The 18,234-nt window shown below is 47.0% G+C and carries 11 protein-coding genes, 2 tRNA genes, 2 rRNA genes and 1 pseudogene; 6 read left to right on the top strand and 10 right to left on the bottom strand.

Annotated features, from left to right (window positions below):
- Window positions 1–87 precede the first annotated feature (87 nt).
- On the top strand, window positions 88–1,212 hold the full coding sequence (locus L21SP3_RS01280; RefSeq protein ID WP_077538793.1) for an anaerobic sulfatase maturase: 1,125 nt from the start codon (window positions 88–90) through the stop codon (window positions 1,210–1,212).
- A gap of 11 nt (window positions 1,213–1,223) precedes the next feature.
- Here the strand turns inward: L21SP3_RS01280 and L21SP3_RS01275 are convergent, their stop codons facing one another.
- From L21SP3_RS01275 to L21SP3_RS01265, 3 genes are all read right to left on the bottom strand, one after another.
- A complete protein-coding gene (locus L21SP3_RS01275; RefSeq protein ID WP_077538791.1) occupies window positions 1,224–2,507 on the bottom strand; it encodes a 3-deoxy-D-manno-octulosonic acid transferase in 1,284 nt (427 codons plus the stop codon).
- A gap of 3 nt (window positions 2,508–2,510) precedes the next feature.
- The gene (locus L21SP3_RS01270; RefSeq protein WP_077538789.1) at window positions 2,511–4,397 is read right to left on the bottom strand and encodes a tetratricopeptide repeat protein; all 1,887 of its coding nucleotides are present in this window, start codon (window positions 4,395–4,397) and stop codon (window positions 2,511–2,513) included.
- 75 nt (window positions 4,398–4,472) lie between these two features.
- On the bottom strand, window positions 4,473–5,900 hold the full coding sequence (locus L21SP3_RS01265) for an MATE family efflux transporter (protein WP_077538787.1): 1,428 nt from the start codon (window positions 5,898–5,900) through the stop codon (window positions 4,473–4,475).
- A gap of 455 nt (window positions 5,901–6,355) precedes the next feature.
- Here L21SP3_RS01265 and L21SP3_RS01260 point away from each other — a divergent pair.
- A protein-coding gene (locus L21SP3_RS01260) for an IS3 family transposase (protein WP_390612108.1) occupies window positions 6,356–7,500 on the top strand; the annotation gives its coding sequence in 2 pieces (ribosomal slippage) (window positions 6,356–6,617 and window positions 6,617–7,500; 1,146 coding nt in all).
- 390 nt (window positions 7,501–7,890) lie between these two features.
- On the opposite strand, the gene L21SP3_RS01250 is transcribed toward L21SP3_RS01260, so the two are convergent.
- From L21SP3_RS01250 to L21SP3_RS12325, 4 genes and pseudogenes are all read right to left on the bottom strand, one after another.
- Window positions 7,891–8,454: a phosphoribosyltransferase gene (locus L21SP3_RS01250; RefSeq protein WP_077538783.1), complete on the bottom strand. Its 564-nt coding sequence runs from the start codon at window positions 8,452–8,454 to the stop codon at window positions 7,891–7,893.
- Window positions 8,451–9,425 (bottom strand): acetyl-CoA carboxylase carboxyltransferase subunit alpha, encoded by a 975-nt coding sequence (locus L21SP3_RS01245; RefSeq protein WP_077538781.1) that lies wholly within the window; start codon window positions 9,423–9,425, stop codon window positions 8,451–8,453. Before L21SP3_RS01245 ends, L21SP3_RS01250 begins: the two co-directional genes overlap by 4 nt.
- 198 nt (window positions 9,426–9,623) lie before the next feature.
- A complete protein-coding gene (locus tag L21SP3_RS12330) occupies window positions 9,624–10,466 on the bottom strand; it encodes a bifunctional methionine sulfoxide reductase B/A protein (protein WP_390612110.1) in 843 nt (280 codons plus the stop codon).
- Between the two features lie 132 nt (window positions 10,467–10,598).
- Window positions 10,599–11,054: pseudogene (locus L21SP3_RS12325) on the bottom strand (CIA30 family protein); the annotation flags it as partial.
- 399 nt (window positions 11,055–11,453) lie between these two features.
- Here L21SP3_RS12325 and L21SP3_RS01235 point away from each other — a divergent pair.
- The 4 genes from L21SP3_RS01235 (at window position 11,454) to rrf (ending at window position 14,760) form a co-directional block, all read left to right on the top strand.
- A tRNA-Ile gene (locus L21SP3_RS01235) sits at window positions 11,454–11,527 on the top strand.
- Window positions 11,528–11,537: 10 nt separating this feature from the next.
- Window positions 11,538–11,610, top strand: a tRNA-Ala gene (locus L21SP3_RS01230).
- Between the two features lie 146 nt (window positions 11,611–11,756).
- A 23S ribosomal RNA gene (locus tag L21SP3_RS01225) occupies window positions 11,757–14,565 on the top strand.
- Window positions 14,566–14,656: 91 nt separating this feature from the next.
- A 5S ribosomal RNA gene (gene rrf, locus L21SP3_RS01220) occupies window positions 14,657–14,760 on the top strand.
- 178 nt (window positions 14,761–14,938) lie between these two features.
- On the opposite strand, the gene L21SP3_RS01215 is transcribed toward rrf, so the two are convergent.
- From L21SP3_RS01215 to L21SP3_RS01205, 3 genes are all read right to left on the bottom strand, one after another.
- The gene (locus L21SP3_RS01215) at window positions 14,939–15,688 is read right to left on the bottom strand and encodes a hypothetical protein (RefSeq protein WP_077538777.1); all 750 of its coding nucleotides are present in this window, start codon (window positions 15,686–15,688) and stop codon (window positions 14,939–14,941) included.
- A 193-nt stretch (window positions 15,689–15,881) separates the two neighbouring features.
- On the bottom strand, window positions 15,882–16,571 hold the full coding sequence (locus L21SP3_RS01210; RefSeq protein WP_077538775.1) for an L-ribulose-5-phosphate 4-epimerase: 690 nt from the start codon (window positions 16,569–16,571) through the stop codon (window positions 15,882–15,884).
- Window positions 16,564–18,231 carry a ribulokinase gene (locus L21SP3_RS01205; protein ID WP_077538773.1) on the bottom strand — a complete coding sequence of 556 codons (1,668 nt, stop codon included), beginning with the start codon at window positions 18,229–18,231 and terminating at the stop codon, window positions 16,564–16,566. The genes L21SP3_RS01210 and L21SP3_RS01205 overlap by 8 nt, the downstream gene beginning before the upstream one ends.
- Between the last annotated feature and the right edge of the window lie 3 nt (window positions 18,232–18,234).

Here is an 18,234-nt window from a genome sequence, read left to right as displayed (position 1 = left end):
GAGTACGAACCAAGAGCTGTTTGCAGAAATAGCTGCTATTGGTATAATTAAATTGCAATTATCATTAAAACAAATAAGGAAGCAGCTATGAACCCATTTTCACTGTTAGTTAAGCCGGCCGGCCCTGATTGCAATATCGCCTGCCATTACTGTTTCTACTCCTGCAAAACCAGCATCTTCGGCGAACAGAAGCACAGGATGTCTGAGCAGGTGCTGGAAACTATGGTGCGTGATTATCTTCGTGCAGGATTCGAGATGAATGCCATAGCTTTTCAAGGGGGCGAACCCACTTTGATGGGGCTGGATTTCTATAAGAAGCTGCATAAATTTGAGAATAAATACGCCAAAGACGGCCAGCAGATTACAAACTCACTTCAGACTAACGGGATTCTGCTTGACGATGAGTGGTGCGAGTTTCTCAGCAAAAACGGCTGGCTCGTTGGGATAAGCTTAGACGGCCCGAAGAAATACCACGACTACTACCGCGTGGACAAAGGCGGAAACGGTACATACGACAGAGTTGTAGAATCTATAGAGCGCTGCAAAAGGCATAATGTTCAATTCAATATTTTAGTGCTGGTAAACAACCTGAACGTTCAGGACCCGGATGAGATTTTTGATTTCTTCGTTCACGAACACGGAATAAAATTCCTGCAGTTCGTCCCGTGTGTGGAATACGACGAGGAAACTGGAGAGGTAACAGATTTCAGCGTAGATCCTGAGAAATTCGGGAGTTTTTTGTGCAGGATTTACGACCGCTGGAAAGAGTACGGCCCTGAGAAGCTGAGCGTTCGGATATTTGATTCAACTATGAATTATCTGCTCACCCGCCGGCATACAAACTGCAGCTTTGCAAAGCGCTGCGACGATTATATAGTAGTAGAGCATAACGGCGAGGCCTACTGCTGTGATTTCTTCGTAGAAAACAATTGGGATCTTGGCAATATTATGGAAAAGAACATTGCGGATATTGCCCGCAGTGAGAAGAAAAAGGCCTTCGGACAGCGGAAAACAAAGCTTCCGAAAAAGTGCGTTCTCTGCCGGCACCACAGCATCTGCCGCGGCGGCTGCCCCAAAGACAGAATCCCTGTAAACGGAGACCCCGTTCAGCCGAACTATCTATGCGAATCTTATCAGCAATACTTTGACCATGTCGTGGAGGACCTCAAAGCTATGCTTACCGAACGCGGCCTGCTCCAGCAGCAGGGCTAAAGCAGTATTCTTTATAAGAGGGCTTCAATTTCCTGTGCAGAAAGCCTGCCTGCTCCTTTATTAGCATCTATGAGCTCCTTGGCTGCCTGCCCTGTTTTGCGGCGGTATTGAGGGTCTTGAGCCGCCCTGCGGAAAGTATCAGCAAGCTCCTGCCCTCCTGAAACTTCAACAGCTGCCTCGGCTGAGACAAGCAGCTCGGCGGATTCGGAAAAGTTGAATGTATGCGGGCCGAAGGCGGTGAATTTTCCAAGCGCTGCGGCTTCTATCATATCAGAACCGCCCATCGGGCATAAGCTCCTGCCCACGAAAATCAGCTCGCTGGCGGCGTAAAATTTCCTTAAATCGCCCATAGTATCGCCGAGGATCACATCTGAAGGCTCTAAATCCTCTTCAAGAGCATCCTCCTTGATGCGGCTGTATCTCTTGACTCCAAACCCCGCATTTTCGATAATTTTATGAACCTGCTGAAATCTCTCCGGCTTCCGCGGCACAACAGCAAGCCTTAAATTGTCGAACTCTCCCTTGAGCTCTTTGTAAACATCCAGAATTATCTGCTCTTCTCCGGGTCCTGTCGCCCCTGCTGTGATAAGCATTTGACTTTCCTTGAGGTTAATCTGCCTGCAAAGCTCCTCCGCGCCGCTGAGCTCTTCAAGACTGCAAGCATTATCGTATTTCACGCTGCCGGTAACTGTTATTTTATCCCCAGATGCACCGAGAGCCTTGAACCGGTCTGCATACTTTTCAGTTTGAACGAGAAAGAGATCAATCTTTTTGAAAATCTTAGAGATAAAGAACTTAATCCTCTCATATTTCGGAAAGCTCTTATCGCTCAGTCTTCCGTTGAAGACAACTGTCTTAGCGCCGCAGGTATCAGCAGTGAATATGAAATTAGGCCAAATCTCCAACTCCACAAGCACGCATACCGAAGGCTTAATGCGAGAAAACGCCCTTTTGATAAAGAATGAAAAATCCAGCGGAAAAAAGAATATTGAAAGCTCATCGCCATAGAGCTTCTGCGCCCTGCTGAAGCCGGTATCGGTTGTTGTGCTCAAAACGATCTCCGCCTCAGAGCAGTCTTTTTTGAGAATATCTATAAGTCCTTTGGCCGCATTCACCTCGCCAAGACTCACAGCGTGTATCCAAATGCATTTTTCTTTGGCTGTCTTGCGTGCTGCAAAACCGAATCGGTTTTGCAGTCCCTTTCTGTAACGTCCCTGAAAGATGAATCTGTAAATCCCAACTGGCAGAAAACAAAGGAATGCCGCAAAGTATAGTAAGTTAAGAAGCCAGCGCAAGTATTACTCCTCTTTAGGAAGGTTTGAAAGCAGTTTCTTTATGTCTTTTACGAAGATGGTCTCTGGGTTATCCTCAATCAGAGTGGTCAGAAGGGTATTAGCCTGATCTATAAATTCGGCCTTTTTCGCCGGATCGCTTTCCTCAAGCCCAAGCTTTGCATATCTTTTGCCCATAAGATATTTGGCCTCTAATGCCCCATCTGCTTGCGGAAATTTCTCCACAAACTTTTTGAGATTCTCAACAAGAGAAAGGCCGTAATACTGCTTCTGAAGTATCTCAAGCCTCACATTATCCGCAAGCGGGCTGTCATCAGGCAGCCTTTTTTCTATAGATTTAAGCTTGCTGAGATAATCCATAGAGCGTTTATCCAGCCTTATGAATTTCGCAAGAAGGGCAGGTTCTGCTTCAAGATACTCCCCCTTGAGAAAACGGAGGTAATATCTTGTTCGATGCAGAAGTCCCTGCAAATCCATAGGTGTAACGACGGTTTCCGGGGGCTTTTGAAAGATTTCCGTTTCATCGTTTCTATTTTTCTCAACGATCTCTCTCTTCTTGTCCGCTAGATCCAAGACCTCTCTGCAAAGGCTCGCGGCAGTATTGAATTTTTTCCTGCCTGCCAGATTCATCGCCATACGCCACCTTGCCTCCAGCGATTCCACGCTTTCGGGATACTTGGCATAAAGCTTAATCCAGTCCGGATAGACCTCAGCCCTCGGGAATTCGCTGTAAAAACGAAGCACCTCAAGCTCCTTTATAGCAGGGATGTCCGGCTGATACTCATTAAGAATCGCCTTGTAGTAAAGCGCAGAAGCCACCCGACTGCTTCCAGGATGTTCTGCGGTGAAATAATCGTACTGCTCAATAACAGCACGCCTCTTTCTCTCGTAATCATAGAAATCCGAATCGCAGTTTTCTATAAACCAGAAAGGCCAAGTGCCCAGAGAGAGCATTTCCTGAAGCTCATAAATCAGCTCCTCCCTGTAGATATGCGGGTCCGGTGCGTATGCAAATCTCTCATCTGATGAAAAAAGCGGATTCCTTGCCGCCTTATCCAATATACTGCTTATATCGTGGGTCTGGAAATTTTCTATAGAATCCGGAGAATTGCTCTGGATGTAAAGTTTGTAGTCCGATTCTGCAAAGCTGATTCTGTCGAAGAAGATGAAAGCTGAAAGCATAAGCATTACTGCCCCTGCTATCCATATCTGCCCGGGACGGTAGCGTGTAAAATGCCCCACGCTGAGTATTATACCGCAAAGACCGAGCCCCAAAAGCCACGATAGAAGCCAAGGGGAAAATGAAAGTCCCCATTTAAGCGGGTCTGGATCGGGAGCTTTGCCCGTGATTATAAAATACAGCAGTACTGGACTGCTGCACAGAACAAGTGAAATAAATCTTGAACGGAATCGAAGCGGCCTCGCTGCAACCATAAAGCACGCTAAAAGCAGCATTACTGCAAGACCGGGCAGTCTTGCTACAGTAAAACAGAAAATTACCGGAAGGATGCTGTAGCTGAAGCTCAAGAGCTGAGATATCATCAGCGGCAAGAACGTGATCACAGCTGCAAGCCCCCCGAGAACAAAAATATGCCACGGGTATTCATAAATGCTCACGGGATTTTTCACCAGATGCCCTACAAGCCAAATATCAAGGTTTGAATTGAGCTGCTGGAATGAAACTAAATCTATATTCCCCCATAGCACCTTAGACCAGAACAGACAGGCTATAAGGTAAACAATTACAGCTAGCCACCAGCCCCGCACAACATTTGAATGTTTATAATGCAGGGTAGGCCCCATGGTCATAAATGGCTTTTTTTGCGGTCTTTTTGCTCCGGCCTCTTTTTTAGAAGCCGCTCCCGCATTTTGACTTTTATCTGATTTTGCCATTAATAATTCTCAAGAAACACTTAGAGCAGTTAAGGTAAGTTTGCAGAAAGCAGGGATGCCGATTCTGCATACAAATTAAATCTTCGCTGGAGGCAGCTCGCACTTATCCCCAATATCTTCTACCGCGTCCATTTCTATAACTCTCATCTTTTTCCACCTGCCCTTCAAAAATCTAATAAGAAATGCAAAGTTTAACATGTAGATGTAAACTGTCAAACCAATCCAAGGTATAAAGTACGGAAGCGAGAGCTTTACAGAGACATAAGAAGGCAGAACCATAAGCAGCCATGACAGGGTGATAGTTACAGTCATTACGAACCTCGTATCCCCGGCTCCCTTGAGCACGTTTGAAAATATAATCGCTCCGGCATCCGCTATCGAAAATGCCGCTATAAAACACATCAGAGGATACGCAAGAGACATCAGGGAATTTATCTGCTCCTCAGCCATCTCTCCTGTGAAAGGGGTTATAAGCACCTTTCCGGCAAATACATACATCAAACCCGTACAGATAAAGTACGCAAGGGCCATCGAATAGGCTATCCAGGCGTTCCTCACTGCAAGCCCGGGCTTGTTCATACCGAGATATTTGCCCGTAATAACGCTCACAGCCATCCCGAGACCGATAACTGGCATAAAAGCTATCATATTCACGCTGAATACGAGCGAGGCTGCGGTGTGTATATCCTCCCCGTATCGGCCGACAAAGCCGAGAAAGCTCGTAAAAGCCGCTATATCCAGCATAAAATTAACGCCGTTGGGCAGGCCGTATCTGAGTATCCTTTTTGTTAGAGGCCAGAGGAAAGGATAGCCGCTGGTAGCACCATACCGGCTCTGATTCTTTTTGCGGATGAAGCTCGCTGCATATACAAGCGTACCGGCTGCAATACTCAAGACAGTTGCGTAACCGGCGCCGCGTATGCCCATTTCAGGAGCTCCGAAATTACCGAATATCAGCGTATAATCGAGAATTATGTTCAGCACGCAGGTAAGGATGTTTACATACATCACCACTTTGGTTTTCCCCCTGCCTATATGGAAACAGGCGAATGCCTGCCCCACAAGCACCAGAATGAAAGATATGCACATTATCCTGAAGTATATCACTTCATAGCGGAGAGTTTCGCTGCTGTGCCCCATCCAAGTGAACAGAGGCTCTGCAAGAAAATATGCAAAACTGCCGATGCAGCCGAAGAAGACAGCCAGATAAACCCCCTGCCAGACAGACTGGCCTATCCTGTAATGACGGCCTGAGCCGTTGTACTGCGCTACAAATGTGCTTACGTAGGAAACAATACCGAGGAAAAATGCACAAATGCAGAAAAAGCACAGGCCTGCAAACATAGCCCCGCTCATCGCCTGAGGCTCATAACGCATCAGAAACACCCTGTCTGTGAAGGTTCGCACAGTATGAGCGCTAGTGCTTATGATAAGCGGGATTGCTACAGCAAGAACCTCTGCGGCTGACGCCTTTATCTCTGCTTTCTTGAGTAAGTTATTCATTTAATTCCTCGTCTTAGAATGCAGAGATTTTAAGGCTTAGAAAAGTTAGTCAACAACTCTTCAAAAATATTTTTCAGATTCAGCTGCTTATGAGCGGAAAAAGCCTGCAAAAAAAAACGGCTTCCGCCCGCAAGCCCCGCTTACAACTTGGATTTAACGCTGCATGTGCTGAAACCACTAAGTCCAAGAAGGGCACGAAGAATTTTTGTAATTGCTTTAAACCACGAGCAGCGCTGAGATATTTCAGCCACTGAGAAACGCTAAGAAGCACTAAGGGGATATTTTTAGACAGAATTTTTAAAGTTCAAGGCAATGATAAGGGGAAAGTTTTTCATATTACAGCGGTGCGGCACAAGCCGCCCGCTAAGTGTAGCTCTCCCATAGAATTGAACACTTTAAATTAGACGGTTCCTGAATAATATAAACCAACTCAAATATTTAGAAAGGAACTTAAAATGCGAAGATCGAGGTTTAGTGAAAGCCAGATACTTTCGATTCTCAAGGAGTCAGAAGCCGGTTTAGAGGTCAGTGATTTGACCAGGAAATACGGCATATCCCGTGCCACATTTTACAACTGGAAGAGCAAGTATTCTGGTATTGGCGGCAGTGAGATAAGGCGTTTACGCGAGTTAGAGCGAGAGAACGGCAAGCTCAAAAAGATGTATGCGGACTTATCATTAGAGAATAACGTTCTCAAGGATTTAATAGAAAAAAACTTCTAAAGCCTGCCGAGCGAAAGGATTTTGCCAGGCAGGCACATTCTAAGGGCTTATGCGTGCAATCATCTTGTAAAGCAGCAGGCATCAGCCGGGGCAGTTTTTACTATACTCCTTCAAGAAACGATGATGCTGAGGTAAAAAGACAGATAGAGCTGGTAATAGATTCCCGTCCTCGACGCGGATTTCCAAAGATATTCGACAGTATCCGCCGCAAGGGATATAGCTGGAATCACAAAAAGGTTTATCGTGTTTATAAGGAAAATGAATTTCAGCTTAACAACCGTAAAAAGAATTTGATAAGGCAAATAGAGCGTAAACCTATGCCAGAAGCTACGAGAGCTAATGAGATATGGAGTATTGATTTTATGAGCGATAGTTTGAGTAATGGTCGGCCATTCAGGGCTTTCAACGTTATCGATGAGTTTAACCGTGAGGCATTGGATATTGAGATCGACACGAGCTTACCTTCGCTTCGCATAATTCGTAGCCTTGAATTAATAGGCTCTGATCGGGGTTTCCCCCGCTTTATTCGCAGCGATAATGGGCCGGAATTTAGGAGCCTTCAATTTCGCAGGTTCTGCTGCCGAAACAGAATCAGGCACCGCCGTATAGAAGCAGGCAAGCCTCAGCAAAACAGTTTTATTGAACGATTCAATCGGAGTTATCGAGAGGATATACTTGATATGTACAGTTTTAAGAATTTATCAGAAGCTCGTAATTTAACTTTAGATTGGCTTATAGAATATAATTATGAGCGTGGGCACGAATCACTGGGAGGGAAAACTCCTGTAGAGTATGTCCGCAGTTTTTTGCCTTTCACCCCTCAAAATAATTCTGAAGGGGCAAAAGGAAAAAACTGCTGTTTGAAGGAATTTGTCTAATTATTACTGTTCAAAGACAGGGGAGAGGCACATAAGCATTCTTTTCGAAAAGATTTTTCGCTTATGATTTTGCCACTCGCCACTCGCCACTCGCCGCTCGCCGCTCGCCACTTATCTTTACTAATTCCAATAAAATCTGTGTCATCCGTGCCATCTGTGGATAATAAAATCAATTGAAACCATATCCCCTTCGTGTGTTTCGTGTGCTTGGTGGTAAAAAAACACATAAAATCTGTGGATAAAAATTTTACCAATAAAATATCCCCTTAGCGGGCTTAGTTGTAAAACAAAGCCCAAAATCCGCGTGATAAGTATAATCTGCGCATTGAAGCCGGCTTAGTTTGACTAATACATTACTGCAACGCAATAGCCTCGGCTGGATTGCTTAAATCACTCAATAACCGCAATGTAAGGCAGCTCTCTAAGCATACCCTTGTAGTCCAGCCCTACGCCTGCGAGGTATTCTGCTCTCTGAGTTTTCAGGCCGGCCATATCTGCCTTGATATTCACCTTCCGTTCGATTTCCCGTTCGAGCAGAACGCAAATCTGCACCTTGTCTGCCCCGTATTCCAGCATACGTTTCCGCACGGAGTTCATTGTCCCGCCGGTATCAAGGATGTCATCTATCAGCACAATCGTTCTGCCTTGGAGCTGGTCTTTTTGGATATGGTCGTCCTCAATTTTCACTACTTCGCTGCACTGTGTGGTTTCGTTATAGCTTGATGTTCTAATGGGTATAAGCTCTTTATCAACGCCCGCCCTGAGCAGTCTATGATTGAGCATCTCGGCAAATCTTCTGCATCCCTCAAGCATATAAAACACTAAAACGCAGCTCTGGTTTTGGATTATTCCGCGGAGCCATTCAGCGCATCGGTCTGCGGCCTGCTGCACCTGCTTTTCAGTGAAAAGCACTTCTTCTACAAGTTCTTCGTGATTTTCTCGGACATCCATCATTCGCCTGCAGGTGAAAACTGAGAAGGCTGCCCGATTGAGGTTATTCTCTTGTATCTTTTTTCGAGCAGCTGATCAATGTTCTGGTATTTCAGTTCATTCAGCTTTCTGAGTATAAAATTTTCTACATTGTAAACAGCGGTGTATTTATCCCTGTGTGCCCCGCCGAGAGGCTCAGGAATTATATCCTGTATCACTCCGAGCTTTTTCAAATCGTCTGCTGTTAGCTTGAGCTCTTCTGCGGCTTCTTCGGCTTTGCTTCCGTCTCTCCAGAGGATAGCTGCGCATCCCTCCGGCGAGATAACCGAATAGTAGGAGTATTCAAGCATTGCAAAGCTGTCTCCAACGCCTATGCCCAAAGCTCCTCCGCTTCCGCCTTCTCCAATCACGATTGATATTACAGGCGTGCGAAGACGTGCTAATTCCATAAGGTTTTGAGCTATCGCCTGCGCCTGCCCCCTTTGCTCTGCGCCGATACCGGGATACGCCCCGGGCGTGTCAATCAGGGTTACAACGGGAATGCCGAACTTAGCTGCAAGCTTCATATTCTTCAGCGCTTTTCGGTATCCTTCTGGGTTGGCGCAGCCGAAATTGCATTCGACCTTGTCTTTAACGTCCCGCCCTTTTTTATGACCTACAATCAGTACCCGCTCCATGCCGATATGGCCGAATCCTGTAACGATTGCCTTGTCATCCCCGAAGCACCTGTCTCCGTGCAGCTCGCTGAATTCCTTGACCATATCCTTAAGATAATCGCCTAATATAGGACGGTTAGGATGACGGGAAACCTGCACAGTCTGCCAAGCGCTGAGTTCGCTGTAGGTTTTCTGCAGCAGCTCTACCTGCCTTTTATGAAGGCTGTAGATCTCTGAGCTCTCAGCATTCTCTATTTTAAGCTTATGGAGCTGTTTGTCTATTTCCATTATCTCCTTCTCAAACGGGAGATAATTGCTTTCTTTGAAAGTTTCAGTCATTATTACCTTTTCGCGTAACCCTTAAAGCTTGATATATTTAAATCTTCCAGAGCATACGGGCAAAAATGCTGCCGCAGCCCGCTCTATCAGATCCGGCGCAAAGGTGTATGGTAATAAAAACAACCCTTTTATCAATACAAAACCTGTTTGAAGAGTATTCCCTGCTTGAAAAGATAAGCCTTCTAAATTGCCGCGACGTTAATCAAACTTTTTCTGGTAAGTGTGGCAGTATGGGGTTTTGCCGTTCTTTTTGTAGTACTGCTGATGATATTTCTCAGCATCCCAGAATTGGCCCGCTTTGGTAAGGTTAGTAGCCACATCCAGCCCTTTTTCTTCGAGAATCCCGATAAGTTTTTCGGCAGTCTTCTTTTGCTCCTGTGAGAAGTAGAATATCTCGCTTCGGTACTGGCTTCCGATATCCGGCCCCTGCCTGTTTACCTGAGTTGGGTCGTGCGTTTCGAAATAGATCTTTGCAACGGTCTGGTAGTCTGTTTTGTCCCTGTCGAACTCTACCATCACCGCCTCTGCGTGGCCAGTCTCGCCGGAACATACCTGCTGATACGTAGGATTTTCGGTATCACCGCCTGTGTAGCCTGCCTTCGTTTTAAGTACGCCGTCTATCTTGCCCAGATGGTGCTGAACGCCCCAGAAACAGCCTGAGGCAAATACTGCCCTTTCAATCCTGCTCTCAGGGACAAAATCCATAGATATAGAGTTCACGCAGTGTCTGGTATTCTTTTCTGTAAAGCCTTCGCCTCGGAACACGTGGCCGAGATGCCCGCCGCAGTTGGCGCAGGTAATCTCTGTACGCACGCCGTCTGCATCAGGGGTTTCCTTTACTGCACCAGCAATCGAATCGTCATAGCTCGGCCAGCCGCAGCCGCTCTTGAATTTGCTCGAAGAGCGGTATAAAGCCGCCCCGCACCTTCTGCAGGTATAAATCCCGTCTTCGTAATGGTCGTGGTATTCTCCGGTGAATGGCTTTTCAGTTCCTTTGTCTATAATTACCCGCTTTTCCTTATCGGTTAGTTCTTTGTACATCTCTTGCTCCCTGTAAAATCCGATTCCTTCAATTACTATATCCGCCTGCATTTTCTCGAATGCCGCTGCTGCTGCAATATATTTAATTTTTGCAGGGTTGAAACTTCTCCAAGTACCGTACTTTTCAAAATCATCGAAAGGCAGGTAATGGGTTTTGCTTTTCTCAGCAGCCGCAAAATCGTGCTTAAAGAATTCCCACGGAAACCAGTTCGCTGAGGTTCTGATATGCACAGAATACTCTTTCCCGTTCCCGCTTGCAGATATCCATACCCCGTCGTAGCTGCTCGCATCGCAATATCCCTTATCTGTCTTGAGCTCTTTACGAACTAAAATAAATCCGCCATTGTTCTCCAGCGAAACGCTGCCCTGCATTCTGAGCCTGCCCTCTTCAGTCTTGCTCATTTTACCCTCAGACACCCCTCCCATCACCTGATCGGTAAAAAACTGCCAATTATTCGTGCCTTCGCCCGAAAAATCATCAATAATATATCTTCCATTGTCTGCCTGAGGCTTATACTGCCTGCTGCATCCGAAAATGAAAGCTGCGCAAGACGCCGCAGCTGCTATAATTAACACCTTATAAATCATATTTGCTCCTTTTGCAACTACACCTTTAATATAAGTTCTAAAACTAAATTCTGTTCAGGAGATGATTTTGTTCTAAAAATTTCAAATTACTTTTAACAATTAACCCTCTTTGAAAGGGTTTCTAACGGCGTTTTAACAGTTTTTTTATAAAAAAACCAAAACTTTGAAAAAATGTGATTGACTGATTGACAGGTGTTCCTATAATTCGCCGTTCCCTCGTTGATAGGCTAATTCAAGCGTGCGGTTGAGAAATAGAAAGCTAAACAACTTTCTTGACATTACGCTCAGTTTAGTTATATTAATGTGTCTCGCTTTAGAGCGGGAAGTTACAGGGAGCTCTTTAACAAACGGAGACAGAATCGAGCTTTTGGGTTTAACCCCTTGGGCTCATAGAGATATGGGCTCGTAGCTCAGCCGGCTAGAGCGTTCGCCTGATAAGCGAGAGGTCGAAGGTTCGAGTCCTTCCGGGCCCACTGTTATCAGGGGGCTGTAGCTCAGCTGGGAGAGCATCTGGTTTGCATCCAGAAGGTCGTCGGTTCGAATCCGTCCAGCTCCAATGTTCTTTAACAATTAAATAGAGATAGCGAAAAGGTTAATTGTACCCATACAAATAAGCGGTACAATTTCACTGTAGATTAACACATATACCTAAGTTAGTTTTTTTCAATAAGGCGAACACATTAGTCAGTTAATGATTGATGTGGTCAAGTTACTAAGGGTATGTGGGGGATGTCTAGGTGCCGAGAGGCGAAGAAGGACGCGGCAGGCAGCGAAAAGCCCGGGTTAGGAGTCAAGCATCCGATTACCCCGGGGTTTCCGAATGGGTAAACCCATCAGGGCCGGGCAACCGTACCCTGATATCATCATCTGAATGCATAGGGTGATGAGGCGAACGTGGAGAACTGAAACATCTAAGTACCCACAGGAAAGGAAATCAACCGAGACTCCGTCAGTAGCGGCGAGCGAAAGCGGACCAGCCCGTGCCTTATCCGTATAATAGTCAGGCGAATGTTTCTGGAAAGCTGAGCCACAGAGGGTGAAAGCCCCGTAGCTGGAAGCTTTTATACGGATTGGCACATACGAGTATCACGGAACCCGTGGAACTCCGTGTGAATATGGGGGGCCCACCCTCCAAGGCTAAGTACTCCTCGGCAACCGATAGTGCATAGTAGCGCGAGTGAACGATGAAAAGTACCCCTACAAGGGGAGTTAAAAGTACCTGAAACCACATACCTACAATCAGTGGCAGCCCATTAATGGGTGGCCGCATGCCTTTCGCATAATGAGCCGGGGAGTTACTGTCTATGGCATAGGTTAAGTCCTTCAGGGACGCAGCCGCAGGGAAACCGAGTCTTAATAGGGCGATTCAGTCATAGGCGGTAGACGCGAAACCAGGTGATCTACCCATGGCCAGGTGGAAGGGAGTGTAAAAATTCCTGGACGACCGAACCCACCAACGTTGAAAAGTTGGGGGATGAGCTGTGGGGAGGAGTAAAAGTCTAATCAAACCTGGAGATATCTCGTTCTCTTCGAAATAGCTTTAGGGCTAGCCTCAAGTAATACCCGTCGGGGGTAGAGCTACTGATTGGGACTGGGGGGCCACCAGCCTACCCACCCCTACCAAACTCCGAATACCGTCGGGCTTATCTTGGGAGTTAGACTGCGGGTGATAACATTCGTGGTCAAGAGGGAAACAACCCAGATCGCCGGTTAAGGTCCCAAATTTCTGCTAAGTTACAAAGGAAGTCGGTTTGCACAGACAATCAGGATGTTGGCTTAGAAGCAGCCACCATTTAAAAAGTGCGTAATAGCTTACTGATCGAGCAATCCGGTGCCGATAATGAACGGGAATAAGCAGAAAACCGAAGCCGCGGACAAGCAATTGTGGTAGAAGAGCGCAGCATTCAGCGTTGAAGCGATACGGAAACGAGTCGTGGAGCGTATGCTGGCGATTATCCCGGCATGAGTAACGATAAAGCAGGTGAGAATCCTGCTCGCCGAAAACCTGAGGTTTCCTGGGGAAGGTAAATCCGCCCAGGGTTAGTCGGCCCCTTAGTCGAGGCTGAAAGGCGTAGACGATGGAGAAGCAGGTTAATATTCCTGCACCGTGTTGTATGACACAGGCAGTGACGTATTCTTTAAGGCAGTCCCGTGAGTAGTCGAGCGGGTCCCGCAAGGGCGAGGGCGATTTACGATCCCGAAGCTGCCGGCGAGAGTACCGAGAAACAGCTGCTGCAGACTGATTACAGCGCGACCGTACTAAAACTGACACAGGTAGGTGAGGAGAATATCCTCAGGCGCTCGAGAGAACCGTCCTTAAGGAACTCGGCAAATTGACCCCGTAAGTTCGCGATAAGGGGGCCCTACCCCGCTTCGGCGGGAAGGGGACAGAAAAGTAGCTCTGGCGACTGTTTACCAAAAACACAGTTCTCTGCTAACACTTAAAGTGGATGTATAGAGAATGACGCCTGCTCGGTGCCGGAAGGTTAAGGAAGCTTGTTCACGCTCGCGACTGAAGCCCCGGTAAACGGCGGCCGTAACTATGACGGTCCTAAGGTAGCGAAGTTCCTTGTCGGGTAAGTTCCGACCTGCATGAACGGCGTAACGACTGGAGCACTGTCTCAAGGACGGACTCGGTGAAATTGTATTTGAGGTGAAGATACCTCATACCCGCGGCAAGACGGAAAGACCCCGTGAACCTTTACTGCAGTCAGGTATTGGCACCTGGCATATCATGCGTAGGATAGGTGGGAGATTATGAAGCGGCCATTCTGGTGGTCGTGGAGTCATCCTTGAAATACCACCCTTGGTGTGTTAGTTGTCTAACGGTGTTCCTTGAATCAGGGCACCGGACCGTGCTTGATGGGCAGTTTGACTGGGGCGGTCTCCTCCTAAAGAGTAACGGAGGAGTACAAAGGTACACTCAGCATGGTTGGCAATCATGCGAAGAGCGTAAAGGTATAAGTGTGCTTGACTGTGAGAGTTATCGCTCGAACAGATGCGAAAGCAGGTCTTAGTGATCCGGTGGTTCCGAGTGGAAGGGCCATCGCTCATCAGATAAAAGGTACTCCGGGGATAACAGGCTTATCTCCCCCGAGCGTCCATAGCGGCGGGGAGGTTTGGCACCTCGATGTCGGCTCATCACATCCTGGGGCTGTAGGCGGTCCCAAGGGTTCGGCTGTTCGCCGATTAAAGTGGTACGCGAGCTGGGTTCAGACCGGCGTGAGCCAGGTCGGTCCCTATCTGCCGTGGGCGTAAGAACCTTGAGAAGATGTTTCCCTAGTACGAGAGGATTGGGAAGCACTGACCGCTGGTGTACCAGTTGTGCTGCTAAGTGCAACGCTGGGTAGCTAAGTCGGGAAAGGATAACCGCTGAAGGCATCTAAGCGGGAAGCCAACTTCAAGATTAGGGTTCTACAGTTCCCTGGAAGACTACCAGGTTGATAGGCCGGGTGTGTAAGTGTAGAAATACATTAAGCTAACCGGTACTAACGAACGGATACTTGACCATATCAATCATTGATTGACTTAACGTAGGTAAACGTTAATCCGCTGTCTCTTTTTCTTTGAATATAACGCTCATTTGAGCTTATAATAATCTTGCTGGTGACTATACTGAAGGGGAAACGCCTGATCCCATTCCGAACTCAGAAGCTAAGCCCTTCAGGCCGATGATAGTCTAAGCGAAAGTAGGTGATCGCCAGCTTTATGAAGCTCCTCAGGGAAACTTGAGGAGCTTTTTTAATGTATATAATTTCTAATTGATGCTGCAGGAAAGCAGCTGATATAATAATGTAAAAATTACATATTACACGCAAATAAAATCCTGTGAAACCTGTCAAAAATCATTTGCCGCATCATAGCTGGAGAAATATCCTTCTCAGTTAATCCGAACTAAGGGGCTCGCAAGCTGGGTTGGACGGATCTTGCTTGCAGTTGATAAGCCAGTTTTTCGCCATAATTGCCAAATCAGAAAGATCGACCTTGCAGTCCATATTGATATCACCCTGCAGAGCGTAATCGCAGCTTCTCACCGAACCAATCGCTCCAACAGCATCAATATCCGCTCCAACTGTTGCACCTGAGTTATTGCCTTCGTTATAATCATCAATCAGCTGTACAGCATCAAACAGGAGCTCTCCTGCGGAATATCCGGCAAAAAAAGCATCAATATCTATCGATGAAGTGCTGCCTGAAACCTTGCCGATTTCATAAAAGCCGTCGTCGTTGCTGTCATAGTCTTCCCCCGCAAGAAGAGCAGCTGTCTCCTGCGTAGGGCGCACGGCAACAAATGTATCTTCTACATCCGGCCCTATCTCAAAGATATGCATATCAGGTTCTTGAGTACCGTCGTTTATGAGGAAGTTGTCAACAAACTTGAGCTCTATCAAACCGCCTCTTCCCAAACTAACAAAATAGTTATCATCAGGGACTCCCAAAGCTTCCTGCGGATTTGTATTTGATGTTGAAGCGGGGCCGCCTGAGTAGAGCGGGTCGTATGTTATAACCTCATCTGCAAAGCTGAGCTCGCCGTTTGGAAACTCAATTCCGCCATATTCCTCTGCCGAGGCAGATGAGGCGAAAATAAATACTGATGCAGAAATTATAATCAGAACAACTCTTATTTTTCCCATTTCAAAAATCTCCCAAAACAATATTTATATACAAAATTTAATATACGACAGTTTCAATATAGCATAATTCTTAAAATTACCAAAATCTTTTTCAGCTTTTTCAAACTTGTATCATAAAATAAGGCTGCCGGAAAAACATCCCGGCAGCCCCTTTCTAACCATATCTACATTTGCAGAGGGAACTGAGTGCGTTTTAATTTTGCCCGTAGTATGCGTCTTTCCCGTGTTTTCTGAGGTAATGCTTATCAAGGAGTGTTTGGGAAATGGCCTGCATTTTTCCGGAAAGGCTCATGGTATCTAAGCCCATTTTGCATGCCATCTCCAAAACAATTCCATTCTTTACAGATTCTGCGGCGTTTTTGCCCCAAGTAAAAGGCCCGTGGCCAGCGCAGAAAACAGCGGGTATTGTTTCAGGTTCAATACCTTTGAAGCGTTCGCAGATTACTTTGCCTGTATTAAGCTCATAATCGTTTTCGATTTCTTCTTTGCTGATTTTCCTTGTAACGGGGACAGTTCCGTAAAAATGATCCGCATGGGTTGTACCGAGGCACGGCAGCTCGGTTTCTGCCTGAGCGTAAGCGGTTGCGCAGGGGGAATGCGTATGACAAACCCCGCCGATACCGCCCCACTGCCTGTATAGCTCGAGATGGGTGGGCGTATCAGATGACGGCTTCATATCCCCTTCCACCTTCTCGCCATCAAGTCTGACAAGCACAATATCCTCCGGCCTGAGCTTTGCGTAGTCAACTCCGCTGGGCTTTATAGCGAATATGCCTTTGTTTCGGTCTATCCCGCTAACATTTCCCCAGCTGAGTATTACAAGCCCGCTTTCTGAAAGCTCAAGATTTGCCCTGCAAACCTGTTCTTTGAGTTCTTCAAGCATTTGCTGCCTTCTCCTTTATCTCGAGAAGATCTTTCATTACGTTTCCAAGATCGCCGCCCTGCCCGATTCCAAACTGATCGTGAATCTGGCAATAGAGCCCGTAGAGTTTTTGGTAAACCCTGCCGTTTTCAGGATTCGGTTTGTAAGCCTGCTCTCTAACGCCTGTCATAGCATTTGCGGCCTCATCGAAATCAGCAAATTCGCCCGCTGCAACCGCTGCACCCATAGCTGCCCCAAGAGCGCAGGTTTGGCTGGAGCTGGAAACCTTCAGCTCGCGTCCGAGCACATCAGCATAGATCTGCATAAATACAGGATTCTTCTCAGCAATCCCGCCGCAGCAAATGAGGTTTTCAATTTGCACGCCGTATTCTTCTATTCGGTTGATAATCCTGAGGGCTCCGAATGCAGTAGCCTCGATGAGCGCTCGGTAGATCTCTTCTGGTCTTGTTTGGAGGGTCTGCCCCATAATCAGGCCTGTGAGGCGCTGGTCAACAAGGATGGTTCTGTTGCCGTTGTTCCAGTCCAGAGCGAGGAGGCCTGTTTCGCCGGGTTTGAGCTTGGCTGCCTTTTCTGTGAGGTCCTGATGAGAGCATTTATCACCTTCAGGCTTGAGATAGTTTACATACCAGTTCAGGATATCGCCCACAGCAGACTGCCCTGCCTCAATTCCGTAGCAGTTAGGCAGAACCGAACCATCAACGATTCCGCATATACCCGGAATGTCTTCAAGAGGCTTATCACTCGGCCAAACTATAATATCGCAGGTGCTTGTGCCCATAATCTTAACCATAGTTCCAGTCCTTATGCCGCTTCCGATCGCTCCGTAATGTGCATCGAAAGCGCCCACTCCAACAGCAATTCCGGGCTTTAGGCCGAGCTTCTCAGCCCACTTGCCGCTGAGCCTGCCTGCGAGCTTATCGTTTGTAAGGGTTTCGCTGTAGAGCTTATCGGTCAGGCCGGCAAGCTCAGGCGAGAGCTTTTCGAGGAATTCATTTGAAGGAAGCCCGCCCCACTGGGAGCTGAACATTGCCTTATGCCCTGCTGCGCATCTGCTTCTTACTATATCCTTCGGGCTGGTTATTCCGCACATGACAGCAGGAATCCAATCGCAAATTTCCACCCAGCTTTCTGCTGCATTGTACACCTCCGGCGCCGCATTTAGGCAGTGCCATATCTTGCTGAAGAACCATTCGGATGAGTATGTCCCGCCGCATTTTGCCAGATACTCCGGGAAGTCCCTGCGTGCTGTCTGGGTGATTTTTTCTGCTTCCTTATGGGCGGTATGGTCTTTCCAGAGCCAAGCATAAGCGTTAAGGTTGTCCTTGAATTTCGGGTTCTCATTCAGGGCGCAGTTTTCAGCGTCAACAGGCATCGGAGTGGAGCCGGTTGTATCAACGCCTATCCCGACAATTTTATCAGCAGAAAAGTGCGGGTCGCTCTCAGCCTTTTTAATCGCCTCATTTACTGTTATTTCAATTCCTTTGAGATAATCAGCAGGGTTTTGGCGTGCGAGATTATGGTCTGAGGAGTCAAGAAGGATTCCCTCTTCGCCGGACTCATAAACCCAAACGCTCGAGCTCAGCTCTTTTCCGTCTGCTGTATCAACGATAACGCTTCTTACTGAATTTGAACCGAAGTCCAGTCCTATTGTGTAAGCCATAAA

This window comes from Sedimentisphaera cyanobacteriorum (assembly GCF_001997385.1).
Lineage (GTDB): Bacteria > Planctomycetota > Phycisphaerae > Sedimentisphaerales > Sedimentisphaeraceae > Sedimentisphaera > Sedimentisphaera cyanobacteriorum.
Note: the sequence above shows the minus strand (reverse complement) of the source record. Positions and strands in the feature narration are given on the sequence as shown.

Excerpts from the sequence above, each read along its gene's own strand:
- L21SP3_RS01210 (WP_077538775.1), bottom strand. The coding sequence starts at position 16,571 with ATGCTTGAAGAACTCAAAGAACAGGTTTGCAGGGCAAATCTTGAGCTT.
- L21SP3_RS01245 (WP_077538781.1), bottom strand. The coding sequence starts at position 9,425 with ATGACTGAAACTTTCAAAGAAAGCAATTATCTCCCGTTTGAGAAGGAG.
- L21SP3_RS01215 (WP_077538777.1), bottom strand. The coding sequence starts at position 15,688 with ATGGGAAAAATAAGAGTTGTTCTGATTATAATTTCTGCATCAGTATTT.
- L21SP3_RS12330 (WP_390612110.1), bottom strand. The coding sequence starts at position 10,466 with ATGTACAAAGAACTAACCGATAAGGAAAAGCGGGTAATTATAGACAAA.
- L21SP3_RS01270 (WP_077538789.1), bottom strand. The coding sequence starts at position 4,397 with ATGGCAAAATCAGATAAAAGTCAAAATGCGGGAGCGGCTTCTAAAAAA.
- L21SP3_RS01250 (WP_077538783.1), bottom strand. The coding sequence starts at position 8,454 with ATGATGGATGTCCGAGAAAATCACGAAGAACTTGTAGAAGAAGTGCTT.
- L21SP3_RS01265 (WP_077538787.1), bottom strand. The coding sequence starts at position 5,900 with ATGAATAACTTACTCAAGAAAGCAGAGATAAAGGCGTCAGCCGCAGAG.
- L21SP3_RS01205 (WP_077538773.1), bottom strand. The coding sequence starts at position 18,231 with ATGGCTTACACAATAGGACTGGACTTCGGTTCAAATTCAGTAAGAAGC.
- L21SP3_RS01280 (WP_077538793.1), top strand. The coding sequence starts at position 88 with ATGAACCCATTTTCACTGTTAGTTAAGCCGGCCGGCCCTGATTGCAAT.